General features: G+C 40.9%; 15 protein-coding genes. 12 read left to right on the plus strand and 3 right to left on the minus strand.

The window, feature by feature from the left end; genetic code table 11:
* Positions 1-87: 87 nt before the first annotated feature.
* Together EXT43_RS18775 and EXT43_RS18780 are read right to left on the minus strand one after the other, a co-directional pair.
* Positions 88-591 carry a 2,4'-dihydroxyacetophenone dioxygenase family protein gene (locus EXT43_RS18775; protein WP_054562481.1) on the minus strand — a complete coding sequence of 168 codons (504 nt, stop codon included), beginning with the start codon at positions 589-591 and terminating at the stop codon, positions 88-90.
* A gap of 47 nt (positions 592-638) precedes the next feature.
* Positions 639-1640, minus strand: a complete 1002-nt coding sequence (locus tag EXT43_RS18780; RefSeq protein WP_130167660.1) for an NAD(P)-dependent oxidoreductase — start codon at positions 1638-1640, stop codon at positions 639-641.
* Between the two features lie 148 nt (positions 1641-1788).
* On the opposite strand from EXT43_RS18780, the gene EXT43_RS18785 reads away from it, so the two are divergent.
* The 8 genes from EXT43_RS18785 to EXT43_RS18820 all read left to right on the plus strand — a co-directional run bounded on the left by EXT43_RS18785 (position 1789) and on the right by EXT43_RS18820 (position 9706).
* Complete coding sequence (locus tag EXT43_RS18785) at positions 1789-2808, plus strand: AraC family transcriptional regulator (RefSeq protein WP_130167661.1); 1020 nt, start codon at positions 1789-1791, stop codon at positions 2806-2808.
* Between the two features lie 97 nt (positions 2809-2905).
* A complete protein-coding gene (locus EXT43_RS18790; RefSeq protein WP_130167662.1) occupies positions 2906-3586 on the plus strand; it encodes an SDR family NAD(P)-dependent oxidoreductase in 681 nt (226 codons plus the stop codon).
* 9 nt (positions 3587-3595) lie between these two features.
* Positions 3596-5131 carry an AMP-binding protein gene (locus EXT43_RS18795; RefSeq protein ID WP_130167663.1) on the plus strand — a complete coding sequence of 512 codons (1536 nt, stop codon included), beginning with the start codon at positions 3596-3598 and terminating at the stop codon, positions 5129-5131.
* Between the two features lie 98 nt (positions 5132-5229).
* Positions 5230-5649 carry a DUF3429 domain-containing protein gene (locus EXT43_RS18800; RefSeq protein WP_130167664.1) on the plus strand — a complete coding sequence of 140 codons (420 nt, stop codon included), beginning with the start codon at positions 5230-5232 and terminating at the stop codon, positions 5647-5649.
* Positions 5650-5703: 54 nt separating this feature from the next.
* Positions 5704-6075 (plus strand): hypothetical protein, encoded by a 372-nt coding sequence (locus EXT43_RS18805; protein ID WP_130167665.1) that lies wholly within the window; start codon positions 5704-5706, stop codon positions 6073-6075.
* Between the two features lie 4 nt (positions 6076-6079).
* Positions 6080-6880, plus strand: coding sequence for a class I SAM-dependent methyltransferase (locus EXT43_RS18810; RefSeq protein ID WP_130167666.1), 801 nt, complete (start codon positions 6080-6082; stop codon positions 6878-6880).
* Positions 6881-6882: 2 nt separating this feature from the next.
* Positions 6883-7869 carry a Gfo/Idh/MocA family oxidoreductase gene (locus tag EXT43_RS18815; RefSeq protein ID WP_130167667.1) on the plus strand — a complete coding sequence of 329 codons (987 nt, stop codon included), beginning with the start codon at positions 6883-6885 and terminating at the stop codon, positions 7867-7869.
* A 160-nt stretch (positions 7870-8029) separates the two neighbouring features.
* Positions 8030-9706, plus strand: a complete 1677-nt coding sequence (locus tag EXT43_RS18820) for a methyl-accepting chemotaxis protein (protein WP_130167668.1) — start codon at positions 8030-8032, stop codon at positions 9704-9706.
* Between the two features lie 32 nt (positions 9707-9738).
* Here EXT43_RS18820 and EXT43_RS18825 read toward each other — a convergent pair whose 3' ends face one another.
* On the minus strand, positions 9739-11751 hold the full coding sequence (locus EXT43_RS18825; RefSeq protein WP_062565939.1) for a TonB-dependent receptor: 2013 nt from the start codon (positions 11749-11751) through the stop codon (positions 9739-9741).
* A 444-nt stretch (positions 11752-12195) separates the two neighbouring features.
* Here EXT43_RS18825 and EXT43_RS18830 point away from each other — a divergent pair, with 444 nt between their 5' ends.
* The 4 genes from EXT43_RS18830 (at position 12196) to EXT43_RS18845 (ending at position 16905) form a co-directional block, all read left to right on the plus strand.
* Entirely contained in the window at positions 12196-12486 is a 291-nt protein-coding gene (locus tag EXT43_RS18830) for a hypothetical protein (protein WP_062565769.1), read from the plus strand.
* Positions 12483-14054: a PepSY-associated TM helix domain-containing protein gene (locus tag EXT43_RS18835; protein ID WP_130167670.1), complete on the plus strand. Its 1572-nt coding sequence runs from the start codon at positions 12483-12485 to the stop codon at positions 14052-14054. The genes EXT43_RS18830 and EXT43_RS18835 overlap by 4 nt, the downstream gene beginning before the upstream one ends.
* Before the next feature lie 150 nt (positions 14055-14204).
* Positions 14205-15086 carry a DMT family transporter gene (locus EXT43_RS18840; RefSeq protein WP_062565771.1) on the plus strand — a complete coding sequence of 294 codons (882 nt, stop codon included), beginning with the start codon at positions 14205-14207 and terminating at the stop codon, positions 15084-15086.
* 166 nt (positions 15087-15252) lie between these two features.
* On the plus strand, positions 15253-16905 hold the full coding sequence (locus EXT43_RS18845) for a hypothetical protein (RefSeq protein ID WP_130167671.1): 1653 nt from the start codon (positions 15253-15255) through the stop codon (positions 16903-16905).
* Positions 16906-17142 lie beyond the last annotated feature (237 nt).

A 17142-nucleotide genomic window follows, 5' to 3' on the forward strand; every position in this document is an offset into this window, starting at 1 on the left:
TTTTTAGATTGAAATACACAGAATAGCAAAAACTATAAAGCCCTCAATTACTTATGTAATCAAGGGCTTTCACTTCAGGGAATAAAATTACTTACTAAAACCATATAAACTCTTTGGTTTAATGTAGTTAGGCTCAATTCCTTGCTCTTTCGCGGCTGCTAACATCACTTGCTCAATCCAACCTGCATCCATAATGTTCATATAGTTACCATCTGGGTCAAAGTTAATGTTAGATCCCATAACCACCATAAAGGTATCGGTCACTTCAGTGTTGTCTGCTGGTACCTGAAATTGATGAATAGAACCGCCTGGCTCAAACAAATAGCTACCAGCCACTTGTAAATCGTCAGGGTATTCTGTGTAGTGCCAGCTGCCTGCTAGGGTATATAAATGTACAACCCCAGTATGAAAGTGCTTTGGCAAAACTGTACCCGGCTCAAATAAAACACGTAATACCCATACCCCATTTTCAGAATCGAGCATGAGTGGATAAATGTGCACGCCTGGTAAAGCGTTTTTAATTAGCTTTTCATCATTTGTATGAATAGTCAGTAAGAAATCTTGATGATTAATAATATCTGGTAATGCCATATGTGTGCCCTCTTTTCACTTGCTTTCAATAAGTTAACTAGTTGCCTTTAATTTGCTGTGGCGGTATCTGTGCGTGGTTCTTCTTTACACAGCCCTTGTTCATACGCCCACTGCAATGCATGTTGCATACCTTGCTGTAATGTAAATTCTGGTTTATAACCAAAAATGTTCTGCGCCTTTTCATTACTGTACGCTGCACTTTTACGACTTAGCATGCGCATGGTCGACGGATTGATATCTGTGGTTTTACCAACTAGGTGATAACACCACTCAATGAACCCTGTTAGCTTTAACGCTAAAGCCAAATTCACTACTGTGACGTGCTTTTTCCCTTGTGCCTGTGCCAAGTAATTAAAATAAACTTGATTAGTCACTTGTTCAGGGCCTGATAGATTAAAAATTTCACCGCTTGCATCGTCGCTCATGGCACTTTGGTAAATGCCTTTGACTAAATCATCAATATAAACAGGTCCAAACATGCCCTCTGGTACCATAAACTTGCCTTTGGCGATTTCTTGTAATGGGTAAGCTATCCACGGTCTTGAGCCGGGCCCATAGACATCGCCAGGGCGAATTATTGTGACATTGAGTTTTTTACTGGCGTGATAGCTTAGTGATAAATGCTCGCTCATCATTTTCGAATCGTTATAGGCTCTGCCATCAGGGAACAAAAGCGCATCTTCTTTAATATCAGTTTGCCAATCACTACCATAGACGGCCGTCGACGATATATGAATAAAGCGCTTTACTGTGTTTGCAGCCACCGCTGCATCGAGTAAGTTTTTCGTCCAACCCACATTCGCCTGCCATGTTTGTTTATAGCTAAACGCATTTGAAACAATTGCCGCTGTATGAATAACTAAATCGCAGTCATTCATTAATGAGCGCCAACTCGCTGGCTCATTCAAATTACCAGCAACAATGTTAAATTCTTCACAGGGTGTTAAATCAACGCCGCATACATAGACCCCATGCGCTTTAAAGTAGCGTGCGAGAGTGCGGCCAATAAAACCATTGCCGCCACTAATAAAAACTTTTAAATAGTTCATTGTGTGTTCCTCTAAGCACGTTACAGCCTTAATTGCAGTTAACAGGCCAACCAGTTAATACATTGTTAAACTTTAATGACCTGTATTACTTTACTTTTAACGCAATTTTTTTTACTTTTTACGCCAACGCACTAAAAAAGAGCACACTATGCCCCGATTAACACAAGCACCCGATCTAATTAGAGCATCTGCTCTACACGGCTATATTGAACTGATCGAAAGTAAATTGGTGAACCCTGACGCACTACTATCGCGCGTTGGTTTAGACAGAAAACAATTACAAGATGCCAATAACTTTGTGCAGTATCAGCAACTCATTCAGCTATTAGAACTCACGGCCAAGGAATTAAACCTGCCCTATTTCGGGCTAGAGTTAGGCCGTTGGCAAAGCTTGAATATTTTAGGGTCTGTTGGTTATTTGATGGGCAATTGCGACACCCTTGAAATGGCGCTAAAAAATTTAACTAAGTACTATCATGTTCATCAAAATAGCGCTGATTTACTCCTTGAAGTAGACCAAGACTATGCAAAGCTATCGTTTTTTGTTCGCACGAGCCTAAAGGTGAGTGTTTATCATGGTGCCGACTTAGCCTTAAGTGTTGGGGTCAATTTATTAAAGCAGTTAACCGATGATCAAATAAAACTGTCTCGTTTGGAGCTTCCCCATAGCTGTGATGACAACCAAAGTGTTTATCGCCAAGCGCTAGGGCAAATTCCAATATTTAACTGTGCACACACCGCAGTGGTATTTGAAAGAAAATACCTAAAGCTCCCTATTAAGAACTCAGATAAGCAACTGTTTTCTATACTTAGCCAACAGCTTGGACAGCCAGCAGACACAAAACGTGAAAACATTGCAGATAATGTTGAAGTACTGATCAAGCAATACTTACTGCACGAAGAATTTGGCGTAAACCTAATAGCCGAAAAGCTATCAATGAGTGCTCGCAGCTTGCAGCGTCACTTAACAAAGCATGACACAACGTTTCGTGAATTAGTTGATGATGTACGCTGTAATCTGGCACATCAATATTTAACTGAATCTAGCCTCAGTTTATCGAACATCTCAGATATCTTAAGCTTTTCTAATTACAGCGAGTTTACTCGCGCTTTTAAGCGCTGGTATGGCATTCCACCAAAAGATTATCGTAAGTCACACTCGAGCTAATGGCGCAAAAAGTTAAAAACGGGTCGTTTAAAGCTAAGTTTTCTGTTAACAATTTATATATATTGACTAGCTAGTTTCGCTAATTAGTGGTCGTGCAATGTTAAGAAGAGTGTTTATTACCGGTGCCAACAGTGGCATTGGGTTCGAATTGGCAAAGCAATATATTAGCCGTGGTGACGATGTTGCGTTATTTGACGTACATTTCAACGAACAAACAAAACAATCGTTAAGTGAGCTTGCTGATGATTACCAATACATTGAGTTTTTTGCTACGCATATCTGCGATAATGAAGCGCTGCAAACTCAAGTAAATAATGCAATCGCAGCGATAGGAAACCCTGATTTAGCTATTTTTAGCTGCAATATCAATGAGCAACTAAGTAAAGAAAATAGTATTGCTTGTCAGCACTTTGCAACACTAATAACGCCACACTTAAGCATGAATGGCCACCTAGCAATTACATCCCCCCTTATTGATGCAACTAAATTTACTCCAGAGCCAAACGCCTTGATTTTAGCCAAAAAGCTACGCAAGAAATTTAAGCCAAACAACATAAAAATCAGCTTAATTTGCGCAAGCAAAACATCTAAAGCCATAACAAACCCAGCCAATACTGCAAAACACATTTTGCGCAGCTTAGATAAACAAAAATTAATGGTGATCCTAAGCTTACAATCTAAACTAACCTATATCATGAGTCGTTACTTACCGAATTGGATAATGGGTTCTGTGATGGATCGCCTCATCAAACAACAATTAATAAGAACAACACGCTAAGGAATCCCCATGAACACACATGATAACCTAACGCAATTAATAGAGCATACTTGTCAGACTTATGCCGACCTTCCTGCCTATAACAGTGCAGGTAAAACACTCAGCTATGCCCAAGTTGAACAACAGTCTCGCTATTTGGCACAGTGGTTTCAACAACAAAGTGGTCTTGTTGCTGGAGACAGAATAGCCATTCAATTACCTAATATTGTTGATTACCCTATCGTTACCTATGCAGCATTTCGTGCAGGTTTAATCGTAGTCAATACCAACCCGCTTTATACTGCCCGTGAAATGCTACATCAGTTTAATGATGCAGATGTTAAAGCCATTGTTATTCTTGATGCTCTTGCCGATAAATTAGCAACGGTTATCAAGGATACGTCAATCAAAACCGTTATTGTTGCAGCGGCTGTTGCTGAGCCGACATTGCAAGAGGGTCAATTTTCGTTAAACGAACTCATTCGCCAAGGTGAAAGACTCGCTCCTCTTGACGCTCATCAAGCAAGTCGTGACGATATTGCTGTTTTACAATACACCGGCGGTACCACAGGAGTTGCCAAAGCAGCGATGCTGAGTCATGGCAACATCTTAGCCAATGCCGAGCAAATGAATGAGCGCTTTGACGACATTTTAAAGCCAGGTCAAGAAACGGGTATTTGCCCGCTTCCGCTTTATCATATTTACGCCTTTACAGTGAATATGGTTGGCCTATTTGCCATGGGACAATTTAACGTACTGATCCCAAATCCTCGTGATTTAGATGCGTTAGTTAAGCAAATCGAACCATTTGAGATTAATTACTTTTCAGGGATTAACACCTTATTTATTGGCTTGTGTATGCACCCAGGGTTTAAAGCACTTAATTTTTCAAACCTAAAAATGACCGTTTCAGGGGGCGCAGCTTTAACACATGCTGCAGCTGATGCGTGGATGAATACCACAGGATGTACAATCACAGAAGGCTACGGCTTATCAGAAACCTCGCCTGTTGCAACCTTAAACGACTTTAAAAAAGAAGAAATTGGCAGCATTGGCCGCCCACTCTCTAACACTGCTATCGAAATTTGGGATGAAAACGACGAGCCTGTTGCTGACGGTGAGTCTGGCGAAATTGTTGTTAAAGGCCCGCAGGTGATGATGGGTTATTGGCAGCGCCAAGATGAAACCGACAAATGTATGAAGCGAGGTTTTTTCAAAACCGGTGATGTGGGTCTAAAACTACCAAGTGGTAATTACAAAATTGTAGACCGTTTAAAAGACATGATTATTGTTTCTGGCTTTAACGTGTACCCTAACGAAGTTGAAAACGTACTTTGTCAGCACCCAGCTATCTGTGAAGCAGCCGTTATTGGTGCAAAAGATGAAAAAACCGGTGAGCGTGTCTGTGCCTACATTACTTTAAAAGAGCAGATTGATGAGCAACAGGTGAGTGACTATTGCCGCGAAAACTTAAGTGCTTACAAAGTGCCTAAATCAATCATTTTTATGGAACAATTGCCTAAATCGACGGTTGGCAAAATTCTACGTCGAGAATTACGCCAATAATAAAGCGATCGTTTTAGCCGCCTAACTGGTATAAAATAGTTATTAAATAAAGCATACCGTTAGGTATGCTTTTTAATTTAAGCGGTTTAAAGGTCATTATGGAAAAGTTTATTAATCACATTCAACTTGGTTACTTAGGTTTACTACCATTTTTAGGCTGCGTAGGTTGGCCACTTATTGCAGGAAGTAATGCCGTCAATTTAGACTTTTTCACTTTTTATAGCATCGCTATTTTAGCCTTTATGGCTGGCAATTTATGGCATGCAGGTCAGCAAACGCATGCTGATGCTATTAAAGCAATTATTCCTATCTTACCGATTGGCTTTTTAAGCTTTTTACCAGCAACTTGGACACTGGCTTGGCTCGCAGCAAGTTTTTGGTTAGTACTGTTATTTGAAAAAAGCTCACCGCAGTGGCAAACCTATCACGTTGATTATCAAAAAATGCGTTTTGTTTTAACGTCTGTGGTGTTTGTATGCCACATATTTGTAATTGGCATGAGTATCTATCCTGAGTAGCCCTTTTCTTGCGTTTGCGGTAACATCCGCGGCTCAGTTTTTTAAGGACTTGCTATGATAGATCAACTGCGCGCTAAACTAGACCACCTTGGCGAAAATTACGTAGAAAAAAACGCCCACTTTAAGGTAAAAGTGATCCCATTTTTTTGTGCGATTCACATTAAAAAAGATCATAAAAACCAAGGCAGCTTAAAGCTATATTCTAATCAGTTGATTGAAATATTTTTAGCTACCATGTTCTTGTTATTCGGCTTAATGCTTTTTGATACAGACGCAGGTTTTACCCATGGTCCTATTCATATCGTTATTGCCGTACTAATTAGTTTTAACTTAATCTTTAAGCAAATAGCCATTGAAGGGCTTAAAACTCGCTTAGCCCTTTGCCCTGAAATCGCACAAGAAACAACGCCAGCACAAGGCAAATAACAGCATGTTTTTAGACCCTAGTTGGCGCATATTAACGGTTGGCGATGGTGATTTATCATTTTCACACTCTATTGCGCGTTATATAAAACCGGCCAAGCTTGTTGCTTCAACTTATGATGATGCAAACACCATAGAACAAAAATATGCCGACAATGCACTTAGCGCCTTGCGACAACTTAACATTGAAACACTCACTGAGTTTGATGTAACAAATCCAGACTCGTGGCAGCGCTTAGATGGCGCTTGTTTTGATGTGGTTATTTTTCAATTTCCACTGATACCTGCATTTAAAGGTGAAGCTGCATTTAAAGCAAATACCCAACAAGGTGGTATGAATGTTTTAAACCGTGCTTTGTTGCATCGCTACCTAGACTACGCAAGCCAGTTCGCATTAGATAAAAACGGCCCGATGCTCTGCTTCATCACCTCTAAAGATGTAAAACCTTACCGCGAATGGAATATTGAAGGCAGCTTAAATCAAGGGCTAAACTGCGATTATCTAGGGCAAATGCCATTCGATATTAATTTATTCCCAGGCTATAAAATTCGCAATGTAGATCGCGATAAACACGTTAAAGATACCAGCGGCATTACCTATGTATTTAGCGAAAAAACTGACAATAGCATTACTAAAAAGCTGACTTTACCCGCTTATTTAGGTGATAAACACTGTGCATTATGCCGCGTAGGCCCTTATATGGCTCAAGAAGATGAAGACAAACATTTGTTAAGCAAAAAACATAAACAAATGGAAAAGTTTGAACAGGATTGGCAAGCATGGCTTGCACAAAACAGCGAGGAGTAACCATGAACTTTGTGATTGTAGGTACCAATTTTATAAGCGATACACTACTGAGTGCAGCTAAACAAATTGAACAATTCTCCTTATATGGTGTGTGCTCTCGAGAGCAGCAAACAGGCGAGGCTTTCCTTGCAAAGCACGACGTTCAAAACGCTAAGGTGTTTACCAATATTGAGCAAGTATGCGAAGACCCATTAGTCGATGCTGTCTACATTGCTGCGCCAAATAGCTTACACAAAGACTACGCTGTAATGTGTTTAAAAGCCGGTAAACATGTTTTAGGTGAAAAGCCTTCGGCTGCTAACAGTAAAGAACTAGAGGCTATCATTCAGGCGGCAAAAACACATCAACGCTTATACATGGAAGCGATGATGACCACCCATTTACCAAACTTCGCACGCTTAAAAAATGCCATCGAAAAAATTGGCACACCCCGCAAATATATTGGTCAATATAGTCAGTACTCATCACGTTACGATAAATATAAAAATGGCGAGCGGCCAAATACTTTCTTGCCAGAATTTGCTAACGGTGCATTAGTCGATTTAGGTATCTATCCGCTGTATATTTTACTCGCATTATGGGGCGCGCCTCAGAGTGTAAAAGCAAGCGGCGTGTTACTAGAGACCGGCGTTGATGGAGCTGGCGATGTATTATTAAATTACGCTGATAAGCAAGCGGTGATCAGCTATTCGAAAATCTCGCAAGGCGATAATTTTACTGAGATACAAGGTGAAAAAGGCCGTATTCGTATAGAAGCAGTCTCTTTATTAAAGCGTATGCAATACATAGGTAACGATGGCACGGTTGAAGAACTCTCTGAGCCATTTGATGAACACTTTATGCGCCATGAAGTAAGCCACTTTATTCAAGCAGCGAATGCCGGACAAATTGAGTCTTCAGTTAATACTCATACGCTGTCAAAACAAGTTATGGCGGTGCTTGATGAAGCGCGAAGCCAACTTGGCGTTGTGTACCCCGCCGACCAATAAATTTAATATTCAAGGGCAGTTGACACTGCCCTTGTCATTTTAAGCCTCTTTATTACAAGCTTAAATGATGACCTCTAATTAACTTACTCGTAATTTTTATTGAAATTAGATTTTTGTACTATGGTTAATAATATTTACTTTCAATGAGAAGGGTAATATTTTGACTATTCGCTTTTTACTCAGAGCTGTTTTCACAGCAACCATTGCCCTTGCAGCAGGCCTACTCCTCATTATTCTATTTTTGCAATCAGGCCAAGACGAAAGTATAGAGTCGGCCCAACAGCGTTATGAACTGAGTCATCTTGCTAAGTTTTCATCTTCAAATTCGATTCACCTTACAGAACTTGCTCGTCAACATGTTGTAACCTTAGATCCTCGCTATGAAGCTGAATACCATCAACTTGTTGATCAAATTCAAGGCAAAGCAGCTTGGCTAAATGGCGAAAAGAAAAGCTATGAACAACGTTTAAGAGCGTTTAATGTAGCCGCTGATGATTTAGCCCTCTTGCAAAAATCTAACGACTTATCACTTAAATTAGTTGAAACAGAAGAAAAAGCATTTAGCTTGGTCAGTGATTTGCTTGGCCGAGATACCAATAACTTAACCCCTAGCGAGCATAAAAGGTGGGTGCAAGCTATCGAGCTTTTAACCAACGATGCTTACATGGCAGAAGTTGAGAAAATTCAGCAACCTGTGCAAGCGTTTTTAAGCTCTATTGAGAAAAAAAGTGCGGCTGAAGTCAAAGGAAATCACGACCGTGTGGTTACCTTGAGTTTAATTAGCACAGTTTTAGTCCTGACTATTATTGCTACCTTAATAGTGTGTTACTGGCAATTAGAGAAAAAGGTAATTAAAGCAACCCATGCCTTGATTGCTGAAGCTAAGCGTATCTCTGAAGGGGATCTATCTCGCTATATTGACCACAAAGCCGATGACGAAATAGGCCAGCTTGCGAGCAGCTTTAATATTATGGTTGATAAGCTATCTCAGCTTCTTAAAGAGATACATGATCAATCAGAGCAAGCGCAAGTGGCAGCAAAAAGCCTAGATGAAATTTCACAGCAAGCTAAAACGCTCAATGATATTCAAAGCCAAGCGATTGAGGTGATCTCAAGCTCAGTCTATGAAAACTCAACGGCCGTTAAAGAAGTCTCTCAAAACTGTGCAGAAGCGGCAAGCAGTGCTACCGCAGCTAATCAGAAAACCCAAGAAGGTCTGCAGGTTGTACAACAAGGAGTTAGCTCTGTTGAATCAGTGGCCGATACACTCACCAAATCACTAACAGACCTTAACCAACTCGAGTCCTCTGTGAATGAAGTCACGGTTATTTTAAGTGTTATCAGTAATATAGCCGAACAAACTAATTTATTGGCACTCAATGCCGCAATCGAAGCTGCGAGAGCAGGTGAACAAGGCCGAGGTTTTGCCGTTGTTGCTGATGAGGTAAGAACTTTGGCTAGTCGCACACAAAGCTCTACTCTTGAGATCCAAGATAAAATTGACTCATTACAATCTGCAACCAATGCTGTGACGCAGAGGATACGCTCTAGCGATAATCAAATTAAAGAAGCGGTGATAAACTCAGAAAAAGTGGGCCATATGCTCGATGAAATTAGCGTACAAGCAAAAGCCATTTCTGATGCCAATATGACCATAGCTTCTGCATCTGAGCAGCAATCTCAAGTAACAGAAGAAATCGCCCAGCGTTTAAACGAAGTACAAGACACCAGTCGAAAGTCGCAGCAACAAACGCAAAGCATTTCGGACTCATCGAGTAAGCTGGCTAACTTGGCGAATAACTTAAACGGGCAAATTAATCGCTTTAAATTAAGCTAGTCGCTGATCAAGCTCAGCGACTAGCGATTAGTTTAAAATCGGTAAGTAACAGATGCACCGATAGTTTGCGGGTTAACCACTGCCACATAGCCTTGTGGGTAACGACCACTGACAGGTTCTTGTGAGGTATATGCTTCTTCATCTAAGGCGTTGTTGATGAAGGCACTTATCAACCATTGTTCAGTATCATAAGTCATCGATAAACGCGTAATGGTGTAATCACCCGCAACACGCTCTTCTGTGTTTGTTAAGTCGCCATAAAACTCATCAACATAATTGGCACTTAAATTCACTTTTAGACTATCGGTAAACCAATGCGACAGACCTAAACTCGCCGTTAACTCCGGTGCAGAGTTTAAATCATTGCCAACGGCATCAGGAAAGGCTGATGATTCATCAATTTTAGTTTTCAATAAACCGAAACCGCCATGTAACTGCCACTGATCGCCCAACATGCTGTAAGCTTCAACTTCTAAACCATAGCTATGAGCATCTTCAATATTAGTGATTTTACGTGCTGAGCTAAGCGCTTGATAACCGTTGAAGTTATTGTAAAACACATTAGCACTGATATTCATGTCACCATTATTTAAAACGCTGCGCGAACCAATTTCATAGGTATTAACGGTTTCTTCGTCGTAGTAGTAGTAATCTTCAGCAGTAAAATCGAGTGCGCCACCACCCGCGTTGTAGCCACGACGTGCACTAGCAAATAATGTCGTTTCGTCACTAATATCATATTGAATCGCGAGCTTTGGTAAACGAAGTGTGTGTGAATTATCAAGTTGCTCAACGAGCATATCACCACGAAATGCCATATTGAAATTACGTAATTGTTCTTCACGCTCAATACGCAGACCCGCTGTTAATGTTAATTCGCGGCTTAGGTTAAAGCTTGTTTCACCATAGACTGCGGTCGATTTACTGCTATCGTCGCCGTAATAGTTTGTTGCTCCCACACTTTCAAAGTCTTGGTCACGATCAAAGTAAGCAAGACCAATGAAGCCTGAGTAAAAATCATTGCTTAAACCAAAGTTAAGTTTAGAATCTACAGTGATATTACTCTCATCCATTGATACGTCAGATTCTGCGCTTTCAAGTGGCTCGTATGCTTCAAAGCCCCATTTGTAATCCATGTAAGCAACTAAAACATCTAACGATAAATCATCGTTAATCTTGTAATCAACATTTACTTGCGTGGTTTCAGATTCAGTATCCATAATACGTTGATATAGCGGCTCATAATCAAATGGCTCATCCGCTAAAAAGTATTTACGACCCGAATTACCTTCTTCACTGTAAGTTGAATAAGTTAGCTGTACAGCAAGATCTTCATTTGGTGTGTAAAGTAATTTAGCGCGTGTGCTGCTGGTATTTAGCTTGTTTAATTCACGATCAGTTGGATTTGTTTCGTATACCGGTGGATTCGAAAACGTTTCGCCATCAACATACTGAGTTGATAAACGAAATGCTAATACATCTTCAACTAACGCCCCTGATACCACTGCGGCAGTATCTAGGTAGCTATCTTGGTTACGATAACCGACACGTACTGCTCCTTCAAATTCTTGAGTAGGTGCTTTTGTTGTCATGTAGACAGCCCCCGCAATACTGTTACGACCATTACTGGTTGATTGCGGCCCTCGGTAAACTTCAATTTGTTCTACATCCCACAGACCCGTATCACCGGTTAAATCGGCTACAAACGGTTGGCTAACACCATCAATCAAGGTTGAAACACGAGCCTTTGAGCCACCACTAAATGAGTTAAAACCTGTTGCACCACCATTACCAGATACGCCTCGCATATCTGGCACCGAGCCTGTTAAAACTACAACGTTCGCCATTTCTGATAGTGCTTCAGATATCGACGCAAGTTGGCCGTTTTCTAAAAGCGACTTATCAACAACCGCCACTGACGACATGGTCTCTTTAAGTGACTTCTCTGTTTTTTCACCTGTAACAACAATGGTATCCATGGATTTTCGACTGCTTTGGTCGTCAGCCCATGCTGAGCCTTGCGTAACAAGTAATGATGTAAGCATAACTTTGGTGAGTGAATTAAGTTTAAATGCAGTAGCCAATGTCCTTTCCCCGTAAGAGATTATTAGAATTAAACAAATTAAGTTTGATAAAAAAGCGCTAGGAAATTAACACAAGCTTAATGATATTGCAATTGAGTTTAGTTATCATTTACAATGACATTTAACATCAACTACAACTATAATCTTATGCTCATTTTTACCGTTACCCTGCTTGTCGTTTTCGCTGTCAGTATTTTCTACTGCACCAGAAAGCAGCAGCGATTCTTAAAAAAACCAATTAAAAAACAATGGAGATTACTTTCAATTACGTTAACCGTTTGCGCACTAATACTTGCCCTTCAACAGTTTTCAACCACGGCAACCGTGTTCTTCATCATCTTTAGCATCATGCTAATGTTGATGCTGATCCCTTTTATTAGCCTGCTGCAAAGAAAAGGATAATTCATGACAAGCTCATCTAAACGCCAGCCGACTTGGTTAGGAAAAACCCTAGCAGGTACATTCTTAGGGCTGGCACTCTCATTTATTTTCGTTGCTTTTTTTGCTTGGTATGGCCCAGGAGGCATTGATGCTCGCGATAAAGTGCAATTTAACATGTGGATGATCACGCCTGTTTGGCTAACCATTTTTAGTTTTAGTTATTTATTCAACTCAGCAAAACAAGCGTGGCTTATCCTTGGCAGCTTAACTTTGCTGCTTTATGGCGTGTTTTTTATGCTAAGGAGTGCCTCATGAAAGTAAGATCGGATATTCTTCGCACCTATCAAGGTGTACACACATGGACAGGCATCATTGCAGGTTTAGTGCTGTTTATTGGTTTTTATGCGGGCAGTTTGACCATGTTCAAGCATGAAATCCAGCAATGGGCAGCACCTATACAAGCTCCTAAAATCACCAGCTCTAATTATGACTACCAAACGCTGGTAGATACTGCGATTAATGAGCGAGGCGAGCAACTTGCCAAAGGCTTTAACCTTGATTTACATACCCAAGGTGCACCTCTTTCGTGGTATATCAAAGGCAATGCCCGAGGCATGGAGCTTGATAAAAAACTTAACTTCGCACACCTAAATGCTGATGGCACATTAAACGTCAGCGCACAAACCGAAAACGAACTTGCCGATTTAGTTGATTATTTACACCGTACAGCAGGCTTTATAGGCGAAATTGGCCATGACCAATCTGGTGTTTATATTCTTGGTATTGCCTGTGTTTTGTACTTTTTAGCTTTGGTCTCAGGGGTAATTATTTTACTGCCGACATTAGTTAAAACCTTTTTTGCACTGCGAAAAGAAAAAGGACCTAGTCGATTTTGGCTAGATAGCCATAACCTTATTGGTATCGCCAGTTTACCATTTCACTTAGTCATTGCATTTACTGTGGTGGTGTTTGCGTTTCATGATTTTATTTATGGTGGTTTAGCGCAATTTTATGATGGTAAGCCATTGTTTCAGCGCCCTGCACCTGCCGCGCAAAGTTTTCATATTGAAAACTTACCACGTATTAATGAGCAAGTACTCGCAGCGAAAAACTATGCTCCCGGCTATGAGCCTATCCACATTCGCTATAGTAATTTAAATTCGTCATCACCTTCTGCGGTGTTTATGATGAGTAACAATAATGCGGTAGTACGTGGCCCGGATACCGATTACTTATTTATGAACCCATACACGCTAGAAGTGGTTAACTCAAGCTACCCGCAAGGCGAAGATGCGGTGTGGGGTAACATGGTTGCCAGTATTTTCTCACTCCATTTTGGCACCTATGGTGGAGATTGGGGTCGTTGGGGCTACTTTATTATGGGGTTACTAGGCGCCTTCTTATTCTATTCAGGTAACTTATTATGGATAGATAAACGCTTTAAAAAAGATCCCAATAAACGCAGTACCTTGTTTATGGCTAGGCTCACTATTGGTGTTTGTTTAGGGTCTATGATAGCCGTTGCTTTCACACTCGTTGCTGCCAAATGGCTACCTACTCTTGTGAGCAACACAAACTACGCCACCCTATACAGTTATTACGCAGCTTTCTTTGCTTTTGTAATATATAGCTTCTTAAAGCCTGTACAAAAGGCAACCACTGCTGGCTTTTACATGCTAGCGAGCCTGTGTGCGTTGATGGTGTTATCTACACTTTTAAAACTTGCCTCAAGTGACGTTAATTCGCTTTTTTACACAAGCTATATGGTTGATATTGTCGCTGCTATATTTGCTGCTATTTTCTTTAAAATGGCCAAACGCCAGCAACAAAAACAGACCACGCAAACCATCATGCCGACCTTTGAACAAGCAAGTCGAGCTTAAGCATTCTGAGTATGGGTATCAAAGCAATTTGATACCCATAATTTTGCTTTATCGAAAATCTGTGTCCGTTTAACGAAAAACATTTCTTCTCCTACAAAACATCAGTAGAATCGCCGCAAACTTGAGCTATTAACTTTCATAAGGACAGTGATGCAGCGCACCATTCCCCCGTTTTTTATTGCTGTTATTTGCGTGCTTCTCGCAATGGTTACCATTCAATCTGGAGCCTCTGTTGCAAAGCAATTATTCCCTTTAATTGGCCCTGAAGGCACCACAGCACTGCGCTTAGGTTTTTCAGCAGCTATTTTGTGCCTTGTGTTTAAACCTTGGCGCGCATTTCCACCTATTGGGCAACGTATGCCGATCATCGTTTATGGCTTGAGTTTAGGTGGCATGAATATTCTGTTTTATTACGCGATTGAACGTATTCCTTTAGGGATAGGTGTTGCGCTAGAGTTTACTGGCCCCCTTGCGGTTGCTTTGCTTTCGTCACGTAAAAAACGCGATCTATTTTGGGTAGCCTGCGCCATTGCTGGCATTATTTTATTATTACCCGATATGAAAGGCGAAGACAGCCTTGACCCTGTAGGTGTTATTTTAGCCCTGGCGGCGGGTGCCTGTTGGGCGTTTTATATATTGTTTGGCAAAAAGACCGGAAACCAAGGCTCAGGCGGAATGACCGTTGCCATGGGTATGAGCGTCGCCGCGATTGTACTTGTGCCTTACGGCGCAGCTTCTCAAGGAGTTGCACTATTGAGTTGGGAAGTATTACCGCTCGGTATTTTAGTGGCAGTCATGTCGAGTGCACTGCCCTATACCTTAGAAATGGTGGCACTACGTAATATGCCAGCGCAAGGCTTTAGCATTATGATGAGTTTAGAGCCCGCGATTGCAGCACTGGCTGGCTTTATAATCCTAGGTGAATTTTTAAGCGTGTGGCAATGGCTAGCTATTTTATTAGTGATTACCGCTTCGGTTGGCAGCTCAATGTCGAGTAATTCTGAGGATCAGAAAAGTCAGAAAAACAGCTAATTTAACATTAAATATGCATTTTTTAGTACTTAAAGATTAAGTTTCAGACTTAAAAACAGCTTTTATCGGCATTCGTAAAGTGAGGGTTCTCACTATAATGCTCACTATTAATACAAAGTGGTCTTATCTCTTTGTGTCGCAACAAACCTAATAGTGGGATTTACTTATGTCGATAAAAACTAACTTGTTACTTTCAAGCCTTGCAGTTGCAAGTACACTCGCTGCATCAAATGCTGTGGCAGCAAGCTGTCAGGGCGAAATTTTTGCAATGAACTCAGGCCGTGGTGAAACCGGTGTTGTATTTAGCCTAGACGAGCAAAACAAATCGGCTACGGCACATTCAATCGCCCAGTTTAGTTCTGCTGCGATTGCTTATGATGCCTCAACAAACCGTACTTATTATGCTTCATCACCTATTCCGTTAGAGTACAAAGTTGATGTAAGTCACCTTGATGTTAGTGATGAGCAGTATTCTCACCTACCAATTCGTGCCGATAAATTCAAATATAGTCGCTTGGCCTATTTAGATCATGCTACAGGTGAACATGTTGTGGTTGGTACAACTAAATCTGTAATTGGTATGACATATGATGCAAGCTCTGATTCACTACTTGCAGTAAGTTTTACCAAGCTTTATAGCATTGATAAAAACACTGGCGAAGCAACTGTTCTTGCAGATTTTAGCGACATTGATGGCTTAAGCCGCGCTGATTTAGTCGTTAAAAATGGCGAGCTTTTGCTAATAACCACAACCTCAGTTTACAGTATTGACCGCACAAGCTTTGCGGCTACCGAGCTTTCAAAACATGAGCTAATCGCGGTAGGTGGTGCGACAGTTAATAACAATGGCGACCTTGTGATCAGCCGCTCTGTCATCAATGACCATGGCGATAAAAACGAATCTAAGCTATACCGTTTAGATCCGTACTCAGGCGAAACCTGCCTTGTAGCAACACTACCAGTTCGCATTAACGACTTAACGACCAATACGCAAAATGCTGTAGCATGTGATGTAGAGCCTAGCTGCTCGTTACCGAGTGAACTAATCCCTTACTATTCAGAAGCAGTGATTAAACAGCTAGATAGCAACTGGAAAAGTTATGACTTTGGTGATCAAGAATTTACCGCACCAGCTGTATTTACCTCTGCGCCAACATTTAATGGTAAACACGGTGGTACAAACCGTTTAACTGACGTATCACCAACGGGATATTCTGTATCTTTTCAAGAGTGGCAATATCTGCAAGACGGCCAAGGTCACCCTAATATTGAGTCGTTTGACTTCTTAACAATGGACGAAGGTCGCTACACAATGAGCGATGGCACTATCGTTGAAATTGGCAGCTTTATTTTAAACGATACTAAAGCTTATAAAGCGGTAGAATTTAGCGAAGCATTTACAGCAAAACCACATATATTCTTGCAAACACAAACTTTTAATGGCCCTCATACAGTTTATACGCGCGTTGCAGGCTTAAATAATGCAGGTTTTAGTGCCGCATTTTATGAGCAAGATACTCTAAATGAAGGCCACCGTAATGAACGTGTTGCTTACTTTGCGATACTTCCTGGCTCAGGTACAACGGGTACTCTAGAAACTCGTGCAGGTAATAAGCAATACAGCTTACACCAAGCTGATATAGATCATAACGGGGGCCAAATTGGCGATCATTTCTACCTGATACACGAAGAGCAATCTTTAGATGCTGAGGTAGTTCACACTAAAGAGCGAGTACAAGTAATGGATATCGAGGAAGTGAGCCTTGCTCAATCTATTACAAGTAGAGGTCCAGATAACTTTAGTATCCGCAGAAAATAAATACTCCTAAATCTAGGCGCCTTAGGGCGCCTTTTTCATATCCTATTAGTAATACCATTCCGCAATAATACTTAATCATTTTGAGGGATTAAACCTGTCGCTACCTGCGTTAAAAATTTCTGATTTACGACTGCATGGATGCAGAAGGTAGAGCAATGCAGGAGCAATTGCCGAGCACAACTAAATAACGAAATTTTTGCCTTGTTACCAACGAGGTTTTATTGCCTCAAAATAGAC

Source organism: Pseudoalteromonas sp. CO109Y (assembly GCF_004208935.1).
Classification (GTDB): Bacteria; Pseudomonadota; Gammaproteobacteria; order Enterobacterales; family Alteromonadaceae; genus Pseudoalteromonas; species Pseudoalteromonas shioyasakiensis.

Coding starts and splice junctions, on each gene's coding strand:
- EXT43_RS18780 (WP_130167660.1), bottom strand. CDS start 1,640: ATGAACTATTTAAAAGTTTTTATTAGTGGCGGCAATGGTTTTATTGGC.
- EXT43_RS18830 (WP_062565769.1), top strand. CDS start 12,196: ATGACAAGCTCATCTAAACGCCAGCCGACTTGGTTAGGAAAAACCCTA.
- EXT43_RS18800 (WP_130167664.1), top strand. CDS start 5,230: ATGGAAAAGTTTATTAATCACATTCAACTTGGTTACTTAGGTTTACTA.
- EXT43_RS18805 (WP_130167665.1), top strand. CDS start 5,704: ATGATAGATCAACTGCGCGCTAAACTAGACCACCTTGGCGAAAATTAC.
- EXT43_RS18775 (WP_054562481.1), bottom strand. CDS start 591: ATGGCATTACCAGATATTATTAATCATCAAGATTTCTTACTGACTATT.
- EXT43_RS18835 (WP_130167670.1), top strand. CDS start 12,483: ATGAAAGTAAGATCGGATATTCTTCGCACCTATCAAGGTGTACACACA.
- EXT43_RS18785 (WP_130167661.1), top strand. CDS start 1,789: ATGCCCCGATTAACACAAGCACCCGATCTAATTAGAGCATCTGCTCTA.
- EXT43_RS18810 (WP_130167666.1), top strand. CDS start 6,080: ATGTTTTTAGACCCTAGTTGGCGCATATTAACGGTTGGCGATGGTGAT.
- EXT43_RS18825 (WP_062565939.1), bottom strand. CDS start 11,751: ATGCTTACATCATTACTTGTTACGCAAGGCTCAGCATGGGCTGACGAC.
- EXT43_RS18815 (WP_130167667.1), top strand. CDS start 6,883: ATGAACTTTGTGATTGTAGGTACCAATTTTATAAGCGATACACTACTG.
- EXT43_RS18795 (WP_130167663.1), top strand. CDS start 3,596: ATGAACACACATGATAACCTAACGCAATTAATAGAGCATACTTGTCAG.
- EXT43_RS18840 (WP_062565771.1), top strand. CDS start 14,205: ATGCAGCGCACCATTCCCCCGTTTTTTATTGCTGTTATTTGCGTGCTT.
- EXT43_RS18790 (WP_130167662.1), top strand. CDS start 2,906: ATGTTAAGAAGAGTGTTTATTACCGGTGCCAACAGTGGCATTGGGTTC.
- EXT43_RS18845 (WP_130167671.1), top strand. CDS start 15,253: ATGTCGATAAAAACTAACTTGTTACTTTCAAGCCTTGCAGTTGCAAGT.